Below are 24942 nucleotides of genomic sequence, written 5' to 3'. Positions count from 1 at the left end.
GAAGTGGAGGTGTTAATGAGGCTTGGACTGGTTGTACGTGGAGGTGACGATGCGGTCGGTATAGGCGATCGCCAGCGCCGACAGCAGGAACACGGTGTGGATGATGGTTTGCGCGATCAGCACCTTGGGATCGTAGGCGCCGGCGTTGATGAAGGTTTTCAGCAGGTGGATCGACGAAATGCCGACGATCGCCATCGCCAGCTTGGTCTTCAGCACGGAGGCGTTCACGTGCGAGAGCCACTCGGGCTGGTCGGGATGGCCTTCCAGGTTCATGCGCGACACGAAGGTTTCGAAGCCGCCGACGATCACCATGATCAACAGGTTCGAGATCATGACCACGTCGATCAGGCCCAGAACGACCAGCATGATGGTCGTTTCGGTCAGCTTGGTCGGGCGGATCGAACCGGGGACGGTGACGACGTCGAGGATGTGGTTGAGCGAATCGATGTTGCCCATCGCGGCGCCGATCAGGTCCTTCAGTTCGACCCAGAAATGAAACACATAGACGCACTGCGCAAGGATCAGGCCCAGGTAAAGCGGCAATTGCAGCCAGCGGCTGGAGAAAATCAGCTGATTGAGCGGGGTGAGCTTGGGTGTGTGGTTCGGGGGAAGCTGTTGGGACATCGAGTACGACTCCAGAGTGCCGGGCAAAATACAGCCCATCATTTTACACCTCTCGCGCGCGCTTGCAGATGACCGCATCGGTTTGCCCGCAGGTTGGTAGAATCGCATCTGAATAGGGAAGGGCTGCCTCGCAACGACGTAAGGCTTCAGTAAGCGGGCACGCCTAAGGTATGGCAAAACTATTACTATTATGGAGACTAGCATGGCCGAGACCGAGACCAATCAAGACCACGGCGCACTGCACGAACACCGTGTATTCCCGCCGCCTGCCGAGTTCGCAGCGAACGCGGCCATCTCCGGCATGGACGCGTACAACAAATTGTGCGACGAAGCCGCCGCCGACTACGAAGGCTTCTGGGGCCGCCTGGCCCGCGAACACCTCGACTGGCACAAGCCTTTCACCAGCACCCTCGACGAGTCCAGCGCGCCCTTCTATAAATGGTTCGCCGACGGCCAGTTGAACGCCTCGTACAATTGCCTCGACCGCAATTTGCAGAACGGCAACGCCGACAAGACCGCGATCATCTTCGAGTCCGACGACGGCACGGTTACCCGCGCCACCTATCGTGAATTGCATGAGCGCGTCTGCAAGTTCGCCAACGGCCTGAAATCGCGCGGGATTAAAAAGGGCGACCGCGTCATCATCTACATGTCGATGTCGATCGAAGGCGTGGCTGCAATGCAGGCCTGCGCCCGCATCGGCGCGACCCACTCGGTCGTGTTCGGCGGCTTCTCGGCGAAATCGCTGCAGGAACGCATCATCGACGCCGGCGCCGTGGCCGTCATTACGGCCGACGAGCAACAGCGTGGCGGCAAGTCGCTGCCCCTGAAAGCCATCGTCGACGAAGCGCTTGCCATGGGCGGCTGCGACACCATCCGCGACGTGATCGTCTACAAGCGCACGGGCGGCAACATTGCCTGGACCGAAGGGCGCGACATCTGGCTGCACGAACTGGTCGAGAACCAGAGCGCAGAGTGCGAGCCGGAATGGGTCGACGCCGAGCACCCGCTGTTCATCCTCTACACGTCGGGCTCGACCGGCACGCCGAAGGGCGTCCAGCACTCGACCGGCGGCTTCCTGCTGTGGGCCGCGCTGACGATGAAATGGACCTTCGACATCAAGCCGGACGACGTGTTCTGGTGCACGGCCGACATCGGCTGGGTCACCGGCCACAGCTACATCGCCTACGGTCCGCTGGCCGTCGGCGCCACCGAGATCGTGTTTGAGGGTATTCCGACTTTCCCGAACGCCGGCCGCTTCTGGGACACCATCGCCAAGCACAAGGTCAGTATCTTCTACACTGCGCCGACCGCGATCCGTTCGCTGATCAAGGCGTCCGACGTCGACGAAAAAGTGCATCCGAAGAACTACGACCTGTCCTCGCTGCGCCTCTTGGGTTCGGTGGGGGAGCCGATCAATCCGGAAGCCTGGATGTGGTACTACAAGAACGTCGGCCAGGAACGCTGCCCGATCGTCGACACCTTCTGGCAGACGGAAACGGGCGGCCACATGATCACCCCGCTGCCGGGCGCGACACCGATGGTGCCGGGTTCCTGCACGCTGCCGCTGCCGGGCATCATGACGGCCATCGTCGACGAAGCCGGGGCCGACGTGCCGAACGGGCAGGGCGGCATCCTGGTGGTGAAACGTCCATGGCCGTCGATGATCCGCACCATCTGGAACAATCCGGAGCGTTTCAAAACGAGCTACTTCCCGGAAGAACTGGGCGGCAAGTACTACCTGGCCGGCGACGGCGCGATCCGCAACAAGGACACCGGCTATTTCACGATCACCGGCCGCATCGACGACGTGCTGAACGTTTCCGGCCACCGCATGGGCACGATGGAAATCGAGTCGGCCCTGGTCGCGAACCCGATCGTGGCCGAAGCGGCCGTGGTCGGCAAGCCGGATGAGACGACGGGCGAATCGATCTGCGCCTTCGTCGTCCTGAAGCAGGCCCGTCCGACCGGCGAGGAAGCGAAGAAACTCGCGACCGAGCTGCGCAACTGGGTCGGCAAGGAAATCGGCCCGATCGCGAAACCGAAGGAAATCCGCTTCGGCGACAACCTGCCGAAAACGCGTTCCGGCAAGATCATGCGCCGCCTGTTGCGCGTGCTGGCCAAGGGAGAAGCGATCACCCAGGACGTGTCGACGCTGGAAAATCCGGCGATCCTCGATCAGCTCAAGGAATCGGCGTAATCCTTGCAGAGGAGACGGCCCGCGCACCGTGCGCGGGCCGCTTTCGTTATACTTTGCGCATGACCCGGATTCTTCAACGTGCGCTGACTGCCTGGATCGCCGTGCTGGCGATCCTGTTCGGTGCGCTCGCGCCGGCGCTGTCGCATGCGTTTGCGCCAGCGGCGGCGCAGTCGCTCGAGTTTCCGATTTGCAGCGCCGTGGGCCACACGGCCGGCGTCAAGCTGCCCGGTCTTCCCGAGCCGGCTGCCGATCCATCCAAACACTGTCCGTATTGCATCGACCAGCACCACGCGCCCGGCCTGTTGCCGCAGGCGCCTGCCGCCTTCGTTGCCATTGGCGGGCACATTCTGCCTCCCCTGTTCTATTCGGCGCCGACGCCGCTGTTCCACTGGGCCGCGCCCCAGTCGCGGGCGCCACCGCGCCTTTCCTGATCTTCCGCTGACCGGGTGCACATGCCTCTTGGTATGTTGCATCTGAATGGAATGCACCGGCTCGCGCAGCCTGCGCAGGCGACCGCGTTTTTTCGACCGTCGCCGGCACGCGCGCCCGCGTCACAGCATCTAAGGTTCACGCACCTTCCTTGCGTGACCGTACTGAACAGGAAAAAAATGAAACCAAGCAAATCGATCATCGCGCTCGCCATCGCGGGCGCTTTCGCCACCGGTGTGCAGGCCCAGGAAGCCCCCGAGAAAGAGATGGGCACTGTGATCGTCACCGGCAACCGCCCGACCTCGCTGCCGACCCAGATCCCGACTACGATCGAAGGCATTACCGCCGCCGACATCGCGCGCACCGTCAATGCCCTTGACGCCGAAGATGCCCTCAAATACCTGCCCAGCCTGCTGGTGCGCAAGCGCTATATCGGCGATTACAACCACGCAGTGCTGTCGACGCGCGCCTCGGGTACCGGCAACAGCGCGCGCTCGGCCGTGTACGCCGACGGCATCCTGCTCTCGAACTACCTCGGCAATGGCGCCACCTTCGCGCCGCGCTGGGGCATGGTCACTCCCAGCGAAATCGAGCGCGTCGACGTGCTGTACGGGCCTTTCTCGGCGGCCTATGGCGGCAATTCCGTCGGCGCCGTCGTCGATTACGTCACGCGCATGCCGCGCCGCTTCGAAGCCCACGCCAGGCTGTCGCTGTCGCATCAGCCGTTCCGGCTCTACAACACGCGCGATGATTTCAACGGGCACCAGGGGAGTGTCTCGCTCGGCAACCGGCAGGGTGCGTGGTCCTGGTTTGTCGACCTGAGCCGCAACGACAGCGATGGCCAGCCCCAGACTTTCGTCACCCGCCTGCCGTCGGCCGGCGTCGCAACAAACGCCCCCGACAGCGTGAGCGGCGCCGTGCCCGGCCAGGACCGCAGCTACCGCGACTGGCTCGTACTCGGGACGGCCACCCAATACCACACGGTGCAGGATCATGTAAAAGCCAAGCTCGCCTACGACTTTTCGCCGACCCTGCGCGCGACCTATGTGCTGGGCTTGTGGCGCAACGAATCCGAAGGCCGGCCCGACAGCTATCTGCGGGGCGGCAGCGGCCAGCCCGTCTACAGCGGACCGGTGACGGTGGGTGGACGGAGGTACACGCTCGGCCAGACCGACTTCAATGTGTCGAACGAAGCCTTGCGCCATGTGATGCATGGCCTCTCGGTGAAGAGCAACACGAAAGGCGTGTTCGACTGGGAGCTGGCGGCCAGCCTCTATGATTACGACCAGGACCTGCTGCGTGCCGCCACGGTAGCGGTGCCGGGCGCGCTAGGTGGCGGGGCAGGGCGCATCGTCGACGGCAGCGGTACCGGCTGGAACACGTTTGCCGCAAAAGGCGTGTGGCGGCCGGGCGGCAAGCATGTGGTCGAATTCGGCTACCAGCGCGAAGGCTACAAGCTGGCCAGCATCGAGAACGCCACGCCGGACTGGATCGACGGCGCCCCGGCAGCGCGTAACGCGGCTTTCGGCGGACGCACCCGGACCCAGGCCCTGTATGCCCAGGACACCTGGCGCTTCGCACCCGACTGGAAAGCCGTACTCGGCTTGCGCATGGAACGCTGGGACGCGAGCGAAGGCCGCACGGCGAACGCGACCGCTACCGTGACGCACCCCGAGCGCAGCGGAAACTACGCGTCGCCGAAAGCGGCGCTGGCCTGGCAGGCGACGCCCGACTGGACCCTCAAAGCTTCGCTCGGGCGCGCGGTGCGCATGCCGACCGTGTCCGAGCTCTACCAGGGCGGCGTGAACGGCGCGGGCGTGCTGATCAATAACGACCCGGACCTGGCGCCGGAACGCTCCTGGACCGGAGAATTGACGGCCGAGCGCAAGCTCGAGACCGGCTCGCTGCGCCTGACCGCCTTCGGCGAACGCACGCGCGACGCGCTGTATTCGCAGACCAACGTGCTGGTGACGCCGAACGTGACGAATGTGCAGAACGTCGGACGCATCGACACGCAAGGTGTCGAATTGGCCTATGGCGCGACCGATGTGCTGCGGCCGGGATTCGATCTGAACGCGAGTCTCACCTGGACCGATTCGACGATCGAGCGCAACGACAAGTTTCCGGCCAGCGTGGGCAAGCGCCAGCCGCGTATTCCGAAGTGGCGCGCCACCGGCGTGGCCAGCTATCGCTTCAACGACAAGCTCGCCGTGACCCTGGCCGCGCGCTATAGCGGCAACCAGTTTTCGACCCTGGACAATTCGGACCCGAACGGGTTCGCGTACCAGGGCGCGAGCAAGTATTTCACGGCCGACTTGCGCGCGACGTATCGGCTCAATGCGCAGTGGAGCGTCGCGCTGGGGATCGATAACCTGAACAATTACAAGTACTGGAATTTCCATCCCTACCCGCAGCGGACCTTCCTGGCGGAGCTGAAGTACGACTTGTAAGGGCGTCGTGAATGAAACAGGCGGCCTTCCCTGGCCATGACCGGTGTCGTTGGCCGTCGAGTACCGTAGGGTGGGCACTTGTGCCCACGCGTGATACGTGCCCTCAAGATCGTCGAATACGACATCGGAGCCGGCACGTATCACGCGTGGGCTCGGGAGCCCACCCTACGTTACGCGACAGTCAACCTGACAGTTCTAGTTTAACTGACCGGCATCAGCCTTCTCGAGAGGCTCAGGATCCGGCGAACGGGCTGCCGACGATGCCCACAGCCAGTTCCGTCCACACAAACAGGAAGCCCAGCGCGATGGCGCCGATGGTAATCAAGCGCGCCTTCTGGGTCCGGATCTTGCGCACTGCCAGGTCGAACAGCAAGCCGGTCCCCATCAGCAACCCGCCGGCGACCACGAAATCGCCCAAGGTCCAGTTCACCTCGCGCGTAAACTGCATGGCGACCAGCGGCACCAGCAGGATCACGGCCGTGACGAGCGCGATGCGCAGCAGGCTTTTACCGGAGAGTTTAGCTGCTGGTAACTTACCGCCCGTCATGGTGGCCATGGAAAATCTCCTGAGTGGGTGACTGCTTCAGCCCCCAGTTTGCCATCGATGACGGGCGTGTTCAACAGCCTGGTGTTGATCGAATCAGGCAGCCTTCGGCACAGGCTGGGCCGCCAGCGCCTGGTCGATCACTTCGATCCAGTGACGCACCGGCAAGTCGGTTCCGCCCTGCAGGTGGCTCTGGCAGCCGATGTTGGCCGAGACGATCTCCTGCGCGCCGGTTGCCTCCAGGTTGGCGATCTTGCGGTCGCGCAGCTGGGTCGACAAGGCCGGCTGCAGTACCGAATAGGTGCCGGCCGAGCCGCAGCACAGGTGGCTGTCCTGGCACAGCTTCACGTCGACGCCCGCCAGCCCCAGCAGGCGTTCCACGCTACCGCGGATCTTCTGCCCGTGCTGCAGCGTGCAGGGCGGATGGTAGGCCACGCGCGGGCCCTGGCGTCCGGCCAGGCGCGCCCGCAGTTCCGGCTCGAAGCGCGCCAGCGTTTCGGACAAGTCGAGGGTCAGCGCCGAGATGCGCGCCGCCTTGTCCGCATACGCCGGATCCTGCGCCAGCAGGTGGCCGTAGTCCTTGACCATCACGCCACAACCGGAGGCCGTCATCAGGATCCCCTCGACCGCCGCGCCGCCGCCGTCAACGCCTTCGACATACGGCCACCAGGCGTCGATGTTGCGGCGGATATCGGCGAGCGCCGCTTCCTGTTCGTCGAGGTGGTGGCGCAGCGCGCCGCAGCAGCCTGCCTTCGGCGCCACGACCAGCTGCACACCCAGGCTGTCCAGCACGCGCGCGGCGGCGGCGTTGATGTTCGGCGCCATCGACGGCTGCACGCAGCCGTCGAGCACCAGCATGCGGTGCGCGTGGGCGCGTCCGGGCCAGGCCGTGGGCGCGGTGCGTTTGCCCACCTTCTGTTTCAGGGCGGCCGGCAGCAGCGGGCGCAGCGCCTGGCCGGCTTTCATCGCCGGCGAAAAGATCCAGCGCCGCGGCAGCAGTTCGGCGAGTGCGGCGCGGGCGACGCGCTGGCGCAGCGGGCGCTGCACCTGGCGGTCGACCACCTTGCGTCCGATGTCGAGCAGGCGCCCGTACTGCACGCCCGACGGGCAGGTGCTTTCGCAATTGCGGCAGGTGAGACAGCGGTCCAGGTGCTGCTGGGTCTTGGCGGTGGCGGGCACACCTTCGAGCACCTGCTTGATCAGGTAGATGCGCCCACGCGGGCCATCGAGCTCGTCGCCCAGCAGCTGGTAAGTCGGGCAGGTTGCCGTACAAAAGCCGCAATGCACGCAACTGCGCAGGATGGACTCGGCCTGGTCGCCGTCGGCCGTGCCCTTGATGAAATCAGCCAGATTGGTTTGCATAATAAAAGACAGTCAAAGTTCGTTGTACATGCGCGCGCGATTGAAGATGCCGGCCGGGTCGAAGCTTTCCTTCAGCCGCTGGTGGACGCGCGCGAGCGCGGGTTGCAAGGGCGCGAACACGCCGAGCCGTTTATCTCCGCCGCGGAACAGGGTCGCGTGGCCGCCGTGTGCCGCCGCCGCGGCGCGGATGGCGCCGGCGTCCAGGCCATCCTCGCTGCGCAGCCAGCGCTGGCCACCGCCCCATTCGATCAGCTGGCGCCCCGGCAGGGCCAGCGGCGGGCAAATCGTGGGCAGGGCGAGGCGCCACAGGCCATTGCCTTCGCCGGCGCCGGCGAAGAACGCGCTGCGCTGCTCGCGCAGGTCGTGCCAAAAACGGTCGGGCTCAGGCATTGTTTCGCCACCCAGCTCACGCGTGGCGGCACTGACGGCCGCGTTCGCGCCCGACAGGCGCAGCGCCAGGCGCCCGTCCTGCCAGGCGCTGGACGACAGCGGCAGCGCACGGCCGCCCCAGGCATTGAGCTTGTCGAGCGCCTCCTGCTGGCCGAGCTCGAACACCAGCGTCGTCTCGCGCACGGGTCGCGGCAGGACCTTGAGCGACACCCTGGTCAACAGGCCCAGTGTGCCGAGCGCGCCGGCCATCAGGCGCGACACGTCGTAGCCGGCGACGTTCTTCATCACCTGGCCGCCGAAGTGCAGCAGCTCGCCGCGTCCGTCGACCAGGTCGACACCGAGCACGAAGTCGCGCAGCGCACCGGCGCCCTGGCGGCGTGGTCCGGACAGGCCGGCAGCGACCATGCCGCCGACGGTGGCCCCTGGCCCGAAATGGGGCGGCTCGAAGGCCAGCATCTGGTTCTGCGCGGCGAGTGCCGCCTCGAGTTCGGCCAACGGCGTGCCGCAGCGCGCGGTCACCACCAGTTCGGACGGTTCATAGTCGACGATGCCGTGGTAGGCGCGGGTATCGAACACCTCGCCCTCGCTCGCCTGTCCGTACCAGTCCTTGCTGCCGCCGCCGCGCAGGAGCAGCGGGGTGCGCGCGGCATGGGCGGCCGCAATGCGGTCGCGGAATTGCTGAAGTACCTGTTCCATTCTTTAAAACCTTGAAGTAGAGCTTGAGAGGCGTGCTTTCAGAAGCGCGGCAGGTGCGCGTGCGGAAGGTGCCCGGCGTGGACGTGCATCTGGCCGAACTCGGCGCAGCGGTTCAGCGTCGGAATCGCCTTGTCCGGGTTGAGCAGGCGGTGCGGGTCGAAGGCGCGCTTGACGGCGTGGAAGGCTTCCAGTTCGGCGCTCGAGAACTGCACGCACATCGAATTGATCTTCTCGATGCCGACCCCGTGCTCGCCGGTGATGGTGCCGCCCACTTCCACGCACAGGGCCAGGATCGCGGCCCCGAATTCCTCGGCGCGTTCGAATTCGCCCGGCTGGTTCGCATCGAACAGGATCAGCGGATGCATGTTGCCGTCGCCCGCGTGGAACACGTTCGCGCAACGCAGGCCGTAGACGGATTCCATCTGCTCGATGCTGGTCAGCACATGGCCCAGCTGCTTGCGCGGAATGGTGCCGTCCATGCAGTAGTAGTCGGGCGAAATGCGGCCGGCGGCCGGGAAGGCGTTCTTGCGCCCCGACCAGAAGCGCAGGCGCTCGGCCTCGTTCTGCGAGACCGCGATCGCGGTCGCCCCGGCCCCCTGCAGCACCTCGGACATGCGCTCGATTTCCTCGGCCACTTCGAGCGCGGTGCCGTCGGCCTCGCACAGCAGGATGGCGGCGGCATCGGTGTCGTAGCCGGCTTTGACGAAGGGTTCGACCATGCGCGAGGAGGTGCGGTCCATCATCTCCAGGCCGGCCGGGATGATGCCGGCCGCGATCACGCTGGCCACTGCATTGCCGCCGGTGACGACGTCGTCGAACGAGGCCATGATCACCTGGGCGGCGGCCGGCTTCGGCACCAGTTTCACCGTCACTTCGGTGACGATGCCCAGCATGCCTTCCGAGCCGATGAACACGGCCAGCAGGTCGAGGCCCGGTGCATCCGGGGCCTCGCTGCCCAGTTCGACGACGTCGCCGTCGATCGTGACGACGCGTACGCGCAGCACGTTGTGCACGGTCAGGCCATATTTCAGGCAGTGCACGCCGCCCGAGTTCTCGGCCACGTTGCCGCCGATGCTGCAGGCGATCTGCGAGGAGGGATCGGGCGCGTAATACAGGCCGTGGGGCGCGGCCGCCTCGGAAATGGCCAGGTTGCGCACGCCCGGCTGGACGATGGCCGTGCGGCTGACCGGATCCATGCGCACGATGCGGTTCAGCTTTGCGGTCGACAGCACCAGGCCGTCCACGATCGGCATCGCACCGCCGGACAGGCCGGTACCGGCGCCGCGCGGCACGACCGGCACCTGCAAGCGGCGGCAGACTTCCAGCACGTCGATGACCTGCTGCTCGTTTTCCGGCAAGGCCACCACCATCGGCAGCTGGCGGTAGGCCGACAGGCCATCGCATTCGTAGGGACGGGTGTCCTCCACGTCGGCCAGCAGCGAGCCGGCCGGCAGCACCGGCCGCAGGGCCTCGACCACCTGTTGACGGCGCGCGGCCAGGTTGTCCGGATCGGGTGACATCTTCATGCTGTTTCCTTCTTGGTAGTGCTGCGCTTGATCGGCTACTTAATGGACCAGCGCGGTGAACGGATAAACGTAAGCCTGCAGCGTCACCAGGATGCCGACCAGGCAGGCGAGGGCGATCGAATGGAAGAACACGTAGCGCAGGATGTCGCCCTCGTGGCCATACCATTTGGTCGCGGTCGAGGCCACCACGATCGACTGGGCGTCGATCATCTTGCCCATCACGCCGCCCGAGGAGTTGGCCGCCGCCATCAGCACCGGATCGAGGCCGAGCTGGGTGGCCGAGGTTTTCTGCAGGCCGCCGAACAAGACGTTGGACGCAGTGTCGGAGCCGGTCAGGGCCACGCCGAGCCAGCCGAGCAGGGTGCCGAAGAACGGGTACAGCACGCCGGTGTGCGAGAAGGCCAGGCCGAGCGTCGTGTCGAGGCCCGAGTAGCGGGTGGTGTAGCCGAGGGCCAGCATGGCGGCGATCGTCAGCAGCGAGAAGCGCAGCAGCTTGATCGTGTCCCAGTACACCGCGAACAGCTCGCGCACCTTGTAGCCCATGACCAGGCCCGAGATGAGGGCCGAGATGAGGATGCCCGAGCCGGTGGCCGACAGCCAGTTCAGGGTGTACACCGCAGCTTCCGCAGTCGGCTTGGTCACGACCGGCGGCATCTTCTGCACCATCTTGTGCAGGGCAGGCCATTCGAACTTGAAGACCGACAGGCTGTCGAGCAGCTTCTTCCACTCTGGCACGCCCCACAGGAACACCAGCACCGACAGGATCAGCCAGGGCGTCCAGGCCTTGAGCACGGCGGAACGCGAGTGGTCGTAGGCGATCGACTCGGGTGCGACGGCGTGTTCACTGCCGGTGAACTTGCCGGCGGCGTTGGTCCAGATCGTGGCCGGCTTCCACATTTTCAGGAACATCGTCAGGAAGAACATCGACGAGATCGATGCGCCGACGTCGACCAGCCACGGGCCGTGGAAGTTCGAGATCAGGTATTGCGGGATGGCGAAGGCGGCGCCCGCGACCAGGATGGCCGGCCAGATCGCGGCCATGCCGGCAAAGCCGCAGAAGGCCCAGATCAGCCAGAACGGCACGATGATCGAGAAGAAGGGCAGCTGGCGCCCGACCATGCCCGACAGCTGGAGCAGGTCGAGGCCGGTGACGCCGGCCAGCGCGATCAGCGGCGAACCCAGCGCGCCGAAGGCGACCGGCGCGGTATTGGCGATCAGCGACAGGCCGGACGCGGCCAGCGGCGCGAAGCCCAGGCCGATCAGCATCGCGCCGGTAACGGCGACGGGCGTGCCGAAACCGCCGGCACCCTCGAAGAAGGCGCCGAACGAAAACGCCACCAGCAGCAGCTGCAGGCGGCGGTCGGTGGTCACGGTGGTGATCGACTCCTGCAGCACCTTGAAATAGCCCTTCCGTTCGGTCAGCTGGTACAGGAAGATCACGTTCAGGATGATCCAGCCGATCGGCAGCAGGCCGTTCGCGGCGCCGTACAGGGCGGCCGCGACCGCGGTATTGGCAGGCATCGCGTAGGCGAAGATCGCCACCAGCAGCGCGGCGGCAAGGCCGAGAAGGGCGGCGATGTGCGCCTTGATATGAAAGAAGGCGAGCGCCGCCAGCATCACGGCGACGGGAATCGCCGCCGCCAGGGTCGATAGCACGGCGTTGTTGAACGGGTTATAAATTTGGCTCCACATACTGCTGGGTCTCCTCAGAAAGTCATTCGGCCAGCCCTGTGGTTGTTGTAAGGGGCTGGTGATCGCGGCGTCGTGGCTGGATCGTGCTTTTTATCGTGTTTCCGCTTGTATGACGATAACTTGTCATACAAGTTTGAAACCACAGTGTAGGCAACAGCATTTATAATTGTCAATCGTGTTGTCGCACTAAGAAACGATGTTGTAGGAGAGTCACGTATGGAAAATGAAGGTCCACCGAACGAATCGATCGGCCTGCCCGCCACGCTGGCCGACCGCGTGACGGACGTACTCCTGGGGAAAATCCGCAGCGGCGAATTCGCCGCCGGCGACCGCCTGCCGTCCGAGGCGGCGCTGGCGCTGCGTTTCAGCGTCAGCCGCACCGTGATCCGCGAGGCGGTGTCGCGGCTGAAAGCCGAAGGGGTGGTGGCAACCCGCCAGGGCAAGGGCACGCTGATCATCGGCCCCAGCCAGTCGGCGCGTTTCCAGATCGATGTCGACGCCGGCGGTTCGGTGCCGGCGGTGCTGCGCGTGATGGAATTGCGCAGCGGGCTCGAAGCCGAGGTGGCGGCCCTGGCGGCGCAGCGCCGCACCGCGGCCCAGAACGCCGCGATCCAGCGCGCCCTGCACGCGATCGACGCCGCGGTGGCGGCCGGACACAACGGCGTCGACGAGGACCTGGCGTTTCACAACGCGATCGCGGACGCGACGGGCAATCCTTTGTATACCTCGCTGCTGGGCTTTTTGCGCCAGTTCCTGCGTGAAGCCGTCACGCTGGGGCGCATGAGCGAGCCGCGCTTCGGGGACATCGAGGCGCAGCTGCATGATGAGCACCATGCGGTGGCCGCGGCCATCGACCGGCAGGATGTGGAGGGCGCGCGCGAGGCGGCGCGGCATCATATTGCGAATGTGGCGGCGCGGATTCGCGGGGCGGATGTGGAGTCGTGGAGCGAGGCGAGCAGGGAAGTGGCGAGGAGGCTGGCGGAGTCGGAGGAGACGGTGTTGAGCAGGGCGGGGCGGTGAGGATGACCGGGGGCTGAGCGTCACGTAGGGTGGGCACTTGTGCCCACGCGTTTGCTTCGTGTGGGTAACGGTGCTGGTTGAGTGAGGACTGAGAGTCAGAGGTACGGCGCGCGCCCTCGGCGCGCGGCGCCGTCGCCCAAGGGCGACGGCAGTCAGGCGATTCGAAGAGTGCTGGGCAAGTATGCCCAGCCCTTCGAATCCCCCACGCAGAGCCCGCAGGGGCTCTGCTTCTCTCCGACAGGAAACAATGCAAAAAGGCCACCCGAGGGTGGCCTTTTTGCATTGTTGTCCTGGCGGAGAGAGGGTCTTTATAACCATCGTCCATTTTGTCCAATATCGCCCAAAGTTTACACTTAAGTTATTGTATTTAAAGAAAAAATAAAATCTCATTGTCCAATGAGATTCATCGGAGTACACTGAAATCCGGTTTCGGAACATGGGTAGAAGTGTGGGTAGAGAGCGGAACAAACTCACGGCCTTGGCCATCAACGGGAAGAAAAAACCGGGCTATTACGGCGATGGCGACGGCCTGTATTTGCAGGTATCTGCCTCAGGCGCAAAGTCCTGGGTACTGCGCTACAGCCTGAATAAACGTGTCAGGGAAATGGGCCTTGGCTCGGCTTCGCTTTATGGCCTCGCACAGGCCCGCGAAATGGCCCAAGGCTATCGCAAGCTGCTGACGCAAAGGATCGACCCCATTGACCACCGTAATGCCGAGCACGCCAAAATCATGCTGGCGGCCGCCCAGCGCCGCTCCTTTGAGCAATGCGCGGCCGAGCTTCATGTGCTGAAGCGGTCGTCCTGGAAGAATGTTAAACACGGCGATCAATGGATTAACACTCTGACGACATACGCTTACCCGGTGTTCGGCAAAAAGGATGTCACGGCCGTGTCCAAAGCCGATGTGCTGCGGGCGCTGGAGCCGATCTGGACTACGAAGCCGGAGACTGCTGCCCGCGTACGCCAGCGCATCAGGGCGGTACTGGATTGGGCTGCCGCACGCGACTATCGCCAGAACCATGATCCGCATATGTGGGATCAAATCAGCCGCGCGCTGCCCAGTGCGAGCGAGGCCAAGAAGCCCAAGCATTTCGAGGCATGTCCCTACCTGGTCGTCAACGAAGTCATCAATGCCGTTCGCATGTCGGGCGCCGAAGAAGTGGTCCGGGACGCCTTCGAGTTCCTCATCTTGACAGCGGCCCGCACAGGCGAAGTCCTTGGGGCGCGCTGGTCCGAAATCGACTTCGCCCAAAAACGCTGGGTGATCCCTGCTGAAAGGATGAAGGCGTCACGCGAACACCGCATTCCCCTGGCCCCGCGCTGCCTGGAAATCCTGGCCCACAGGCGCGACACTGGCTCCGAGTTGGTATTCGCCAACCAAAAAGGACGCATGTTGAGCAACATGGTTTTCACCATGCTGCTGCGCCGGTTCGGTTATACGTTCACCGCCCACGGATTCCGTTCTACTTTCCGGGACTGGTGTGCCGAGCGCACGTCCTACCCGCGCGAGGTATGCGAGGCGGCCCTGGCTCATACCATCAAGGACTCGACGGAAGCGGCCTATTTCAGGAGTGACCTTTTTGAAAAGCGTCGGGCGTTAATGGAAACATGGGCTACCCATTGCGCCAAGAAGGGCGAGGCGATGGGCGAAGTTGTTCCTATCCGTGTGCGTGAGCCGGCATAAAGCTGTCATTACACAATTCACACTCAAAGCGAGAGGGTGGCGTGCAAAAACAAGATCAAGCAGAGCCTGAAACTGCCCAGGCCGATCAGGTAGCAATCAACGAGTTGGAAAACAAACCGGCACATGCGCCGGTACGGCGGCGATTTGGCGTCGAGCAGGCAGTTAGGATGGCACAACCTTTTTTCACCGACCCTGACATCGCCGTGCGGATGGCCAAAGCGAGGACAACGTCCGCCCGTCTTGCCCTCGTCGCGCAGTTACGCACCAGCGCGGCGTTACAACTGCTGAATGTGGCCGCGCGTATCCCTATGGCCTCCGACCGCATTCTGGCCGAATATCGAAAGCGCGGCATGTCTCCAGTTTGGCGCTTGGACGCCGACGCGGCCAGTTTGTACCACGATGACGAAGCCGTAAGTTTTTGCGGCTTGGTAGAAAAGTATGACCCAACCGAGACGGAGCAGCAGGCCGTGAAACTGCTGCGAGCTTGTATTCTCGCCCAAGAATATGGCGACGTGCCGATTTTCGACGCCCTTAACCAGGCTGTTAAGCAATCGTCGGCAAATGCGGCTAATCGAGAAAAGAAGGGCAAGCTAACAGAAGCAGAAAAACGCCGGATCATCCGAACCTATCGAGACGCCCAAAAATGCGGGTCAACGTATAACGTGACCCAGGGTTTATCGCGCCAATATGGCGTCAGCCGTACGACCATTCACAACGTCATTAACAACGAAAAATGAACTCAATTGCCAAGTAACGTCGTTACTTGGCAATTGCCTTGCAGACTCCTTTCAGGCCCTACCGGGCACCAAGATGTCCATCAACATCCAACTGAAAGGAAATCATGACCGACCCTCTCCACATCCCCGTTTACCTGCGCCTGTCCGCGGTTCTCAAGGTCTATCCGGTCTCGAAATCGACCTGGTGGGCCGGCGTCAAGTCCGGTCGTTACCCGGCAGGCGTCAAGCTCTCGACCCGCGTGACCGCGTGGCGCGCCGAGGACATCGCGACCCTCGTTAACGGGGGGAAGTAACATGGACAACATGCGCGATACGGCAGAAGTGTCGATCAACAAGGTCGAGACGATCCTGCGCGTGATGCGGGCCGGGAAAAGCCTGAACCGCTTCGAGGCCGAGGTGCTCGGCGACCATGTGCTCCCCTCCACCATCGCGGGCTTGCGCGCCCAGGGCTACCTGTTCCTGGCGAGCTGGGAGCGTGTCCCCACCCGTTTCGGCAAACTCGTCCGCGTGCGCCGTTATACCTACGTCGGGAGGGTCTAGGCCATGAGCCACCACCAATTCGTGTCGCTCAAACGGCTGAAAGAAAAAAACATCATCGAGGTGGCCGCACGCCACAACTTGCGCGAGATCGCTGCGGAATGGCGTTCGCCCGCTACCAAGATCGACAGCCGCCGCAGCCACCTCAACCAGGTGATTGCCGGTCCGTGCGAAGCGGTGGAGGTCGCCCGGCTCGCGCAGCGCCTGATGCGCGAAGCCGGTATCGGTAGCTTGAGGAAGGATGCCGTCCTCGGCTTGGAAGTCCTCGTCAGTTTGCCGCCCGAAATGGACGCCGAGTTGCAAGATGCGGTTTTCTCGGACGCCGTGAAGTGGACCGAGAGCCACTTCAACGCCCCGGTGCTCAGCGCGGTGACGCACCGCGACGAGGCGGCACCGCACTGCCACATCCTCGTCCTGCCCTTAGTGAAGGGTCGCATGATCGGTTCCGAGTTGTACGGGAACAAGGCCAAACTGCGCGGCATGCTGGCCGACTTCCACGACAAGGTAGGAAAACGCTATGGCCTGATGACGAAGGCCACCATGCTCGATACCTACCGCTTTGCGAACCGCCTGGCGCTTGAGCGCACCTTCGCCGCCTTGCAAGGCCACGCGCTGTCAGACGCGGTCTTGGGCGTGCTGCTGGAACCGCATCTGCAAAACCCGGCGCCGTTGCTGGCGGTGCTCGGCTTGCCGGTGCCCGTGCCGTACAAAGCGCCGAGCGCATTCGTGAAGACGATGACCAGGCCGATGCCAAAACGGGTGTAGGCCATCGCCCCATGACCTGGCGGACGAGAACCCAATGCTCTGTAGGGTTCACAGTTTCGCTAGGTCCGTTTCACAAACTGTGCCGCTATGCTGACCGCCGCGTGTCCCTCGTTCCCAACCTGTTGGCCTACCTGACCGATACCTCCCGATGACCACTCCCACCTGTATGCCGCCCGCTTCCCATCACGCCGCAGGGTTCGTCGCCGCGCCGATTTTCATGGCCCTCGATATAGACAGGCTCCCAATTCCGTCCGGGGAAGCCGACGGTCCTTTCACGAAGCAGGCACGCCACAATAACGGTGTCGGCACGGAGGCCTAAAGTGCGACGCGGCGAAAGCAAAACGTCCCAACGGCGGCTGTGCGCTGCCAGCAAGCAGCTCGCGGCACTTCAGATGCGCAAAGCCGGGCATACCTACTCCGAAATCGCCATCAAGCTCGGCTACCGCAGTCGCTCAGGCGCCTTTTTCGCGCTGCGGAGGGGGCTAGGCCACGCTGTCATCGCCCGAGCAAAGGACGAGCTGCTGACGTTGGAATTAGAGCGTCTGAACGCCCTGACGCTGGCGATATACCAACGTGCCATAGCGGGCGACCTTGGGGCGCTTAATGCGTATTTGCTGATATTGGACCAGCGCGCGGCGCTGCTCGGACTGGATGCCAGTCGCAAACGCGCCAAGTAAGAATGTGGCTTGTTATTATGCGGCGCGGCTTGGTATGTGCCCTTTGCCAGCCGCCCTGCTATCGGTATAAATCGCGGGCAGACGACGCCCTACAGCTTTTCGATTTGTTGGTTGATCCCTTTCGCGCCCGCTTGCTGCGCTCGCTGTAGCGGTCGGTCAGGTACTATGATAGGCGTCTCGGGCGAGTTTAGGCGAGAACTCAAGGTGTTCTGATACCAGTTGAACACGCCCCGGCGCTTGGTCTCGCTGGTCGCATCGGCCGCTTTGTAAGGGGTCATCAAGTACGAGACAACTGGACACCAGCGTGACGGCGTCGGCCAGGCTAAAATTGTGGTTTCCACGCACTTGCAAGCAGTAAGTCGCATGTACATTGCCGACCTGTTCGATGAGCAATGGCATCCGGTCGTCGGCTTCCACGCATACGAAGTGAGCGACCTCGGGCGCGTGCGTCGTCGCTTGCCGTGCCCTGGCAGTTACGTCGGCAAAATCCTCAAGCTCAAGATGGACCGAAAGGGGAACTACCTGAACGCCTGCTTGTACGTCCATCCCAAAGTCCATGAGCGCCCGGTTCACCAGCTCGTCATGCGCGCGTTCATTGGCCCGCAGGCCAAAGGCATCGAAGTGCGGCACCTCGACGGGGATTACCTGAACAACCGGCTCAGTAACCTAGCCTACGGCACCCGCGCCGACAACATCGCGGACGCCAAGCGGCACGGCACCTTCCCGCTGATGGAACGGCGGCCGGGGGCCAAGCTAACCCGCGAACAGGCGGCCGCCATCTACCTCAGCGACGAGCGGACTATCGTGCTGGCTGCGCGTTACGGCATCAGGCCCAACACCGTCCGGCAGATCAAGACGCGCGAAACCTGGCGTCCCGCCACCGAGGGATTGCCGCCCTCGAATTGGCGTTTCAAACGCCGGTACGTGCGGCCAGTAGTGCGGGATTGAGTTGGATGGCAGCAGGTGTTGCGTCTGGACCCAGCCGCGCTGGTGGCAATACGGTGGTCGGGCATGCAAGAAGTACGTGCCTTCGCTCAGGTGGACGCGCACCGGGCGATTCGGCGGATGCGTAAGCCAGGTGGAGGGCAGCCTCAGGCGCTTTCTGCGCCTTGCAGTGGAGGCCGCGCAATGCGGTATCGCCGAAGCCAGCAGCGAGTTGCTGACGCTGAAATTAGAGCGTCTGAACACGCTCACCCATGCGACGTTCCAGCGTGCCTTAAGGAGCAACCCGACCGCGATAAATGGGTATCTGCTGGTATTGGGTTGGCAGGCGGCGCTGCTCGGGCTGGCCCCTATTAGCAAAGGTGGATAAGAAACCGCTTGCTGCAAAAGGGACGTGCCTCATAAACTACGCTTTCTCCAGCGCATGTTTGAAGGCTCAGCTTATGACAACTTTTTCCGACAAGTTCGTTGCGTTTGTTGACATACTTGGGTTTAAAGATCTTGAAGCTAAGTGCGAGCGAGGGGTAGGGATGTCACTACCAGACCTACTCTCATGCTTGAGGAAATTAGGTAATGGCACAGAGCGGGGTATCTTCGAGAAGTATGGTCCTACTTGCTGCCCGACGGCTCCGCGCCTTCAAAAAAACCTGGACTTCCGCGTAACGCAAATTTCAGACTGCGTAATTGTTTCCAGCGAGGTTTCCCCTGCTGGAGTTATCAACTTGATTTCCCACTGCTGGGGCGCGGTCATTGAGTTAATGGGGCACGGAATCATGTGCCGAGGCTACATTAAGCGTGGCTCTGTATATCACACCGACACGCAAGTTGTCGGCTCGGGATATCACGACGCTTACGCAGCCGAGTCAAGAGTTACAGCCTTCAAACACGAAGCTGACGAGCGGGGAACCCCATACGTCGAAGTCGATGCCGAAGTTGCAAACTATATTGATTCGCAACCGGATGAATGCGTGAAAGAAATGTTTGGTCGCATGGTCAAGCGCGATGGCCACATCGTTGTATTATTCCCGTTTCAGAGGCTTAGGCACTCGTTCATAGTTTTAGGTATGGGCAAGACATTTGATCCAAATGAAGAGCTAAAAGCCAATAACAACCTAAGGAAAAATTTGCGTGACATGAAGGAAAGGGTCTTATCCCTCATTGACCAAAATAACAAAAATGCGGTATCAAAAGGAAATCATTACATTCGAGCCATCGATACTCAGTTGCAATTATGTGATCGGACTGATGAAAGAATCCACAAAATTTTTGCGGCCTTTGAACATAAACTAGAATAATTCGTGACCCGCCTTTTAATGGGCGGTGCCGGTGCGGACGTCGCCTCCGCTAGAGCAGGAAGCCACGCCGCTGCATAAACGTGATCGGGTCGAGCCGGCTTTTCTCACGGTTACATTGCGCGCGCAGCAGTTGCACATTATCGTCCGTGTTCGTGCCGCCCTGGCACAGCGGAATGATGTGGTCGAGGTGGTAATCGTCACCGAGCGGCTGGTGACAGCAGACGCACATGCCCCGCTGGCTAGAATACAGACTGGAGATGATGTCGGGCGACAGTCGCCCACCATTAGCGCGTTTCCTAGCGTTTCTGTTGCGATTCCTGACGCGCACGACGTCGCGGTTTGCTTCTAGCCACCGTCGCCAGAATTGCGCTACCTTTTCCGGGTTCGCCTTTTGCCATTCTTTCACTGCGCGCTTGGCCGCGTCCGGGTCAGCGGCATAACGCTCCGCGCGCTTGGCTTTCCTACACACGTTGCATTCGCGGTGCCTGCCGTCAGGCCGTACGTAAAACTCGGTCGAGCCACACACCTTGCATGGTCGGGACAGTGACGCCTCACTCATCGGGCCGACCTTCTTCTGGTACTCCTTTACCTTCTCCGGGTGTGCCTTCTGCCACGCTTTTCTAACGGCTCGCTCCCGCTCGTTTGTCGCGTAGCGGTGCCTGCGGTACGCATTGGCGCACGCTTTGCACTTGCGGTGGCCTTTCCACACGTAGAAGTCGGTCGAGCCACATTTCACACATGGAGTCATCCATGTTAGATCCGGCAAAACCCAATTAGTTCCAGGAGCTAAGCGTAATCCAATGGCAGCTTGCGATATGGAAACGCAAAGAGCTTATAACCTAACTCGGCTATAAGCTCTTAAACATGGGTAGAAGTGTGGGTAGAAACCAGGAAGGGGCCTGGAACCCGCATGAACACTGTTGTCTTGGCGGAGAGAGGGGGATTCGAACCCCCGGTAGGCTATGAACCTACACACGCTTTCCAGGCGTGCGACTTAAACCACTCATCCATCTCTCCTGCATGCTTCGCCGTAACGAAGCCGCCTATTATAGCAACAATTCTCGGCAGTTCAAGCACATTCCCACCGCCAGCCGCACGGCCACGCCTCAGATACCGAAGAGCAAATATTTAAGCTTGTCATTTTGCTGTCATCGAACGGACATTTTTGTTTGTTGTAATGAATGCATCCGCGCCAAGCCAGGCGCGGCGGGGCCGGAGTCACCGGTCGCCCTCCATCGCCGGAAGACCCGGCTCGATTCGACCACTCGGAGAATGCTCAGCATGACTAACAAGGACCTCTCGCCCTCGCGGCGCAATCTGCTCAAGGGCGCGTCGGCGCTGCCTTTCGTCGGGGCTTTCATGGCGATGCAGTCGCAACAGTCCCGCGCCGCCAACGGCGCTACCGAACTGATCGCCAGCCCCTACGGCCCGATCCGCCCGGTTGCCGACATGACGACCGGCCTGCCGCTGCTGCAGCTGCCGCCGGGCTTTACCTATAAAAGCTTCGGCTGGCGCGGCGATACGATGGCCAATGGGCTGCCTTGTCCGGCCGGGCACGACGGCATGGGCGTCGTCGTCGCGCGCAAGGTCGGCCGCAGCAGCGAACTGGTGCTGGTGCGGAACCACGAAGTCGGCGCCACCTCGGCCGGCAATTTTATCAACGCACCCGGCGTCTATGACAGCGGCAACAGCACGGCCAGCTCGAGCAACAAGTTCGGCGGCGGCACGACCAACCTGGTCTTCCGCGACGGGAACTGGGTCAGCATGACGCCGAGCCTGGGCGGCACGCAGACCAACTGCGCCGGCGGCATTACCCCCTGGGGCACCTGGCTCAGCTGCGAGGAAGTCAGCTCGGACGCCGTCAGCGCGTCGGGCCGCAAGCACGGCTATGTGTTCGAAGTCCATCCTGATCCGGCCCTGACCACCGGCCTGCCGATCGTCGGCATGGGCCGCTTCGGCCACGAAGCGGCAGCCGTCGACCCGGTGACCGGCAACGTCTACCAGACCGAAGACAGCTCGGGCAAGTCGGGTTTCTATCGCTACGTGCCGGACGTCAAAACGGGTGCGCCAGGTTCGCTGGCGCTGGGTGGGGTGCTGCAGATGGCCAAGGTCAAGGGCATGCCCAACGCCAACCTGGCCACCGCGCAGCTGAACGCGCGTTACGAGCTGGAATGGGTAACCATTGCCGACCCGGACGCGAATCGCGGCAATGCCGTCGGCCAGACCGGCATCGCAATCACGAATGCCGCCGGTCCGTTTGTCCAGGGCTGGCAGTTGGGCGCGCTGCGCATGAACCGCGGCGAAGGCATCTGGTTCGCGCAGGGCAAGATGTTCATCATGGATACCGCGGGCGGCGCCGTCCAACGCGGTGCGATCTGGGAACTGGACCTGGCAACCCAAGTGCTGACCTGCATCTATTCGAGCCCGAGCCCGCTGGTCGGCAACATGGGCGACAACCTGACGGTGAGCCCGCGCAACGCGATCCTGATCTGCGAAGACGCCTCGACCGCCGCCACCGATTCGTTCGGCTTCGGCCAGCGCCTGATGGGCATCACGGGGCAGGGCGACGCCTATATCTTCGCCAAGAACAATGTCGTGCTGACCGCGTCCCAGCTGCAGGGCGCGGGCAAGCAGGCGGGCCTGGCGGGCGACCACCGCGCCAACGAATTCGCCGGCGCCTGCTTCGATCCGACCGGCCGCTACCTGTTCGTGAACATCCAGACGCCCGGTATCACCTTCGCGATCGCCGGCCCATGGGCCAAGGGCCCGCTGTAATCATCATCATCGAAAAATAGGGAAACTCCATGCATTTCGCCAAATATGCCGCCGCGCTGGTGGCCGCGCTGTCCTTCTCGACCTCGGCCGACGCCGCGCTCCTGCTCGGTTCGACCGGCTCGGCCGCGAATACGGTCACCGATTACAGCGGTCCGGGCGCCGTCTCCTTCGACCTCGACCTGGAACACCTGAGCCCGACCACGCTGCGCTTCGTGATCGAGGCGGACGACCTGCTCGGACCGCTGAGCCTGAATGCCATCGTGCGCAACCTGAGCGGGGCGGCGCTGAACGGTTTTTACTTCAACCTGCAGGGGATTTCTTACCTGGCGGCCGGCAGCGTGACGCCAACCTTCGGCACGCTGGGCGGCGTCACCCATGGCGCGGACGCCGCCGGCATCGCTTTCGCTTCACCCGAGTGGGCAGAATTCCACTTCGGTAATCCGCTGGCGCTGGCGAACCAGACCGATTGGTTCCTCGATACGCGCGGCCTGGCTGCCGGCGACACCTTCGCCATCAGCGCCGAGGTCCCCGAGCCGTCCACTGTTGCGCTGCTGCTGCCGGCCCTGTGCATGGCGAGCGTGATGGCCGCGCGCCGCCGCAGGAAGGGCTGAGCCGGCCCACCGAGGGCACCGGCTGCGGCCGCTGCCTTCGGCTGGATGGAGTGTTTCGCAGAGCAGAAGATGAGCGACGATGCTGTCGAAAGAGAAAAATTGCACTCAAAATTGGAAGTCCTGGACGACAAGCCAATGGGGTCTAGTCCTACCCGGCGACGGGACGCGCTAAGTGGTCACTACGCTTCGCGATGACTAGGATGTACCTGTCTCAGCCGATTCCGAGGCTGGCACTTCACTCATAACAGGAGGCAATGATGGCATCGAACAACCAAGGTGGTAACAAGGGCGGCAACCAGGGCAACCAGGGCGGCAACCAGGGTAACCAGGGCAGCAAGCAGAGCGGCGATACCAGCAACCGCGGCTTCGCATCGATGGATCCGGATCGCCAGCGCGAGATCGCCAGCGAAGGCGGTCGTGCAGCACACGCATCCGGTAACGCGCACGAGTTCAACTCGGAAGAAGCACGCCGTGCCGGCTCGATGAGCCACAAGAACGACGGCAACAACCAGTCGGGTGGCGGCGGCAGCCAGCAGAGCGGCGGCCAGGGCGGTAACCAGGCCGGCCGCGGGGGCAACCAGGGCGGCAACCAGGGCGGCCAGGGTGGCAACACCCGCGGCGGCTCGCCCGAGCAGCACGCCGAAGCCGGCCGTCAAAGCCACAAGAACGACAACAAGCGCTAAGTAGTTGTCATCCTACCCTGCCTGAGCGGCCTCGGCCGCAGGGCAGGCTGATGCAGGTAGCGGCGGGGACTCCCACTCCGACCGTGCAAACGCGCCGCCACACCGGTCGTTCGACCACGTGTGCGGCGCTTCGTCGTTTCTGAATCCTGCGTGCCATGCATTAATGCGCGGCAGGCACGCCAACGCCCGCCGGCCGACTCTGGCACAATCGTGTTTTCGCGGCATGCCTCGGGCGCCGCAGCAGGTCGCTGGAGCGCATGTGTTGACTGGAGTATTGTGTGGCGTGCTGGCCGGCGCCTTGTGGGGCATGGTGTTCATCGTGCCGGAATTGTTGCCGGGCTTTACCCCGGTCGAACTGGCGGTCGGGCGTTACCTGGCCTATGGCGCAATCTCCTTCGGGCTGATGCTGCCGGGTTTGCGCCGCCTGCTGCGCCGTCTCGCCCCGCCCGATTATCTTGCCCTGCTGCGCCAGGCGCTGAGCGGCAACCTCGTCTACTACATGCTGCTGGCGCTGGGCGTGAAACTGGCCGGGGTGGCGCCGACCTCGCTCATCATCGGACTGATCCCGGTGGCCGTTACCTTGCTCGGCCGGCGCGACCAGGGCGCGGTGCCGCTGCGGCGCCTGGCCGCGCCGCTTGCCATCGTCGGCATCGCGATCGCCTGCATCAATGTCGACGCCTTCCAGCATGCCAAAGCGGGCGGGGCGCCCTTGTCCTCGACCGTGCTCGGCCTGGCCTGCGCCGTCGGCGCGCTCGCCTGCTGGACCTGGTATGCCGTCGACAATGCGCGCTACCTGAAGCGCAACCCCCAGTTCAGCGGCGGCCAGTGGTCCTCGCTCTACGGCCTGGCCAGCGGCTTGGTCGCCTTGCCGATCGGCGCCGCCAGCCTGTTGTTCTCCCACGCCGGCGTCCTCGAGGCGGCTGCGCCCGCGCGCGACTGGTTCCTGTTCTGGGCTTATAACGGTTTGCTGGCGCTGGGCGCCTCGGTGATCGGCAACCAGCTGTGGAACATCGCCAGCCGGCGCCTGCCGGTCACGCTGACAGGCCAGCTGATCCTGTTCGAGACGGTGTCCGCCATGCTCTACGGTTTCGTCTGGCGTGCGCAGGCGCCGCGTCTGCTCGAACTCGCCGCCATCGCGCTGCTGGTGCTCGGCGTCACCTGGTCGGTGCGTCTGCATGCGGCACCCGGCCCCAGCGCCGTGGCGGCCTGACGACAGAACAGCACAATTTAGCTGGCGAACATCACGAATCGCCAGCCCCGGGCGCACAGGGAGATATTGCTGAGTACAATGGCTTATTTCATC

24 protein-coding genes and 1 tRNA gene are annotated in these 24942 nt (G+C 63.2%); 17 read left to right on the top strand and 8 right to left on the bottom strand.

Annotated elements, in window-relative coordinates; all coding sequences use genetic code 11:
• Window positions 1-12: 12 nt before the first annotated feature.
• On the bottom strand, window positions 13-624 hold the full coding sequence (locus LPB04_RS23210; protein ID WP_193686778.1) for a TIGR00645 family protein: 612 nt from the start codon (window positions 622-624) through the stop codon (window positions 13-15).
• A gap of 202 nt (window positions 625-826) precedes the next feature.
• Between LPB04_RS23210 and acs the strand changes: the two genes are divergently transcribed.
• The 3 genes from acs to LPB04_RS23195 all read left to right on the top strand — a co-directional run bounded on the left by acs (window position 827) and on the right by LPB04_RS23195 (window position 5703).
• Entirely contained in the window at window positions 827-2824 is a 1998-nt protein-coding gene (gene acs, locus LPB04_RS23205) for an acetate--CoA ligase (RefSeq protein WP_193686777.1), read from the top strand.
• Window positions 2825-2883: 59 nt separating this feature from the next.
• The gene (locus LPB04_RS23200; RefSeq protein WP_193686776.1) at window positions 2884-3255 is read left to right on the top strand and encodes a DUF2946 domain-containing protein; all 372 of its coding nucleotides are present in this window, start codon (window positions 2884-2886) and stop codon (window positions 3253-3255) included.
• Between the two features lie 177 nt (window positions 3256-3432).
• Window positions 3433-5703, top strand: coding sequence for a TonB-dependent receptor (locus tag LPB04_RS23195; RefSeq protein WP_193686775.1), 2271 nt, complete (start codon window positions 3433-3435; stop codon window positions 5701-5703).
• A 232-nt stretch (window positions 5704-5935) separates the two neighbouring features.
• Here the strand turns inward: LPB04_RS23195 and LPB04_RS23190 are convergent, their stop codons facing one another.
• The 5 genes from LPB04_RS23190 to LPB04_RS23170 form a co-directional block, all read right to left on the bottom strand.
• Complete coding sequence (locus tag LPB04_RS23190) at window positions 5936-6259, bottom strand: hypothetical protein (RefSeq protein ID WP_227496555.1); 324 nt, start codon at window positions 6257-6259, stop codon at window positions 5936-5938.
• Window positions 6260-6343: 84 nt separating this feature from the next.
• Window positions 6344-7609, bottom strand: a complete 1266-nt coding sequence (glcF, locus tag LPB04_RS23185) for a glycolate oxidase subunit GlcF (RefSeq protein ID WP_193686774.1) — start codon at window positions 7607-7609, stop codon at window positions 6344-6346.
• A gap of 12 nt (window positions 7610-7621) precedes the next feature.
• Window positions 7622-8695, bottom strand: a complete 1074-nt coding sequence (gene glcE, locus LPB04_RS23180) for a glycolate oxidase subunit GlcE (RefSeq protein WP_193686773.1) — start codon at window positions 8693-8695, stop codon at window positions 7622-7624.
• 38 nt (window positions 8696-8733) lie between these two features.
• Window positions 8734-10221: an FAD-linked oxidase C-terminal domain-containing protein gene (locus tag LPB04_RS23175; RefSeq protein ID WP_193686772.1), complete on the bottom strand. Its 1488-nt coding sequence runs from the start codon at window positions 10219-10221 to the stop codon at window positions 8734-8736.
• A 39-nt stretch (window positions 10222-10260) separates the two neighbouring features.
• Window positions 10261-11913, bottom strand: a complete 1653-nt coding sequence (locus tag LPB04_RS23170; protein WP_193686771.1) for an L-lactate permease — start codon at window positions 11911-11913, stop codon at window positions 10261-10263.
• Window positions 11914-12129: 216 nt separating this feature from the next.
• Between LPB04_RS23170 and LPB04_RS23165 the strand changes: the two genes are divergently transcribed.
• The 10 genes from LPB04_RS23165 to LPB04_RS23120 all read left to right on the top strand — a co-directional run bounded on the left by LPB04_RS23165 (window position 12130) and on the right by LPB04_RS23120 (window position 19570).
• Window positions 12130-12933 (top strand): FadR/GntR family transcriptional regulator, encoded by an 804-nt coding sequence (locus LPB04_RS23165; RefSeq protein ID WP_193686770.1) that lies wholly within the window; start codon window positions 12130-12132, stop codon window positions 12931-12933.
• Between the two features lie 478 nt (window positions 12934-13411).
• Window positions 13412-14617, top strand: coding sequence for a tyrosine-type recombinase/integrase (locus LPB04_RS23160; RefSeq protein WP_229514995.1), 1206 nt, complete (start codon window positions 13412-13414; stop codon window positions 14615-14617).
• A 41-nt stretch (window positions 14618-14658) separates the two neighbouring features.
• On the top strand, window positions 14659-15354 hold the full coding sequence (locus LPB04_RS23155; protein ID WP_193686768.1) for a hypothetical protein: 696 nt from the start codon (window positions 14659-14661) through the stop codon (window positions 15352-15354).
• Window positions 15355-15458: 104 nt separating this feature from the next.
• Window positions 15459-15647, top strand: a complete 189-nt coding sequence (locus LPB04_RS23150) for a helix-turn-helix transcriptional regulator (RefSeq protein ID WP_193686767.1) — start codon at window positions 15459-15461, stop codon at window positions 15645-15647.
• Window position 15648: 1 nt separating this feature from the next.
• On the top strand, window positions 15649-15894 hold the full coding sequence (locus LPB04_RS23145) for a hypothetical protein (protein WP_193686766.1): 246 nt from the start codon (window positions 15649-15651) through the stop codon (window positions 15892-15894).
• 3 nt (window positions 15895-15897) lie between these two features.
• A complete protein-coding gene (locus LPB04_RS23140) occupies window positions 15898-16656 on the top strand; it encodes a plasmid recombination protein (protein ID WP_193686765.1) in 759 nt (252 codons plus the stop codon).
• A 320-nt stretch (window positions 16657-16976) separates the two neighbouring features.
• The gene (locus tag LPB04_RS23135; RefSeq protein WP_193686764.1) at window positions 16977-17333 is read left to right on the top strand and encodes a hypothetical protein; all 357 of its coding nucleotides are present in this window, start codon (window positions 16977-16979) and stop codon (window positions 17331-17333) included.
• Window positions 17334-17696: 363 nt separating this feature from the next.
• Window positions 17697-18281, top strand: a complete 585-nt coding sequence (locus LPB04_RS23130; protein ID WP_193686763.1) for an NUMOD4 motif-containing HNH endonuclease — start codon at window positions 17697-17699, stop codon at window positions 18279-18281.
• A gap of 130 nt (window positions 18282-18411) precedes the next feature.
• Entirely contained in the window at window positions 18412-18645 is a 234-nt protein-coding gene (locus LPB04_RS23125) for a hypothetical protein (RefSeq protein ID WP_193686762.1), read from the top strand.
• A gap of 73 nt (window positions 18646-18718) precedes the next feature.
• A complete protein-coding gene (locus LPB04_RS23120) occupies window positions 18719-19570 on the top strand; it encodes a hypothetical protein (RefSeq protein WP_193686761.1) in 852 nt (283 codons plus the stop codon).
• A gap of 49 nt (window positions 19571-19619) precedes the next feature.
• Here the strand turns inward: LPB04_RS23120 and LPB04_RS23115 are convergent, their stop codons facing one another.
• Complete coding sequence (locus LPB04_RS23115; RefSeq protein WP_193686760.1) at window positions 19620-20279, bottom strand: HNH endonuclease; 660 nt, start codon at window positions 20277-20279, stop codon at window positions 19620-19622.
• A 217-nt stretch (window positions 20280-20496) separates the two neighbouring features.
• A tRNA-Ser gene (locus tag LPB04_RS23110) sits at window positions 20497-20587 on the bottom strand.
• A gap of 264 nt (window positions 20588-20851) precedes the next feature.
• Between LPB04_RS23110 and LPB04_RS23105 the strand changes: the two genes are divergently transcribed.
• From LPB04_RS23105 to LPB04_RS23090, 4 genes are all read left to right on the top strand, one after another.
• The gene (locus tag LPB04_RS23105) at window positions 20852-22345 is read left to right on the top strand and encodes a PhoX family protein (RefSeq protein ID WP_193686759.1); all 1494 of its coding nucleotides are present in this window, start codon (window positions 20852-20854) and stop codon (window positions 22343-22345) included.
• 29 nt (window positions 22346-22374) lie between these two features.
• Window positions 22375-22956: a PEP-CTERM sorting domain-containing protein gene (locus tag LPB04_RS23100; protein WP_193686758.1), complete on the top strand. Its 582-nt coding sequence runs from the start codon at window positions 22375-22377 to the stop codon at window positions 22954-22956.
• 257 nt (window positions 22957-23213) lie between these two features.
• Window positions 23214-23639, top strand: a complete 426-nt coding sequence (locus tag LPB04_RS23095; protein ID WP_193689161.1) for a KGG domain-containing protein — start codon at window positions 23214-23216, stop codon at window positions 23637-23639.
• Between the two features lie 223 nt (window positions 23640-23862).
• Window positions 23863-24849, top strand: coding sequence for a DMT family transporter (locus tag LPB04_RS23090; RefSeq protein WP_407943871.1), 987 nt, complete (start codon window positions 23863-23865; stop codon window positions 24847-24849).
• The last annotated feature ends 93 nt before the right edge of the window (window positions 24850-24942 follow it).

Source organism: Massilia litorea, from assembly GCF_015101885.1.
Classification (GTDB): Bacteria; Pseudomonadota; Gammaproteobacteria; order Burkholderiales; family Burkholderiaceae_D; genus Telluria; species Telluria litorea.
The sequence above is the reverse complement of the archived record's forward strand: the minus strand, read 5'-3'. Positions and strand labels throughout refer to the sequence as shown.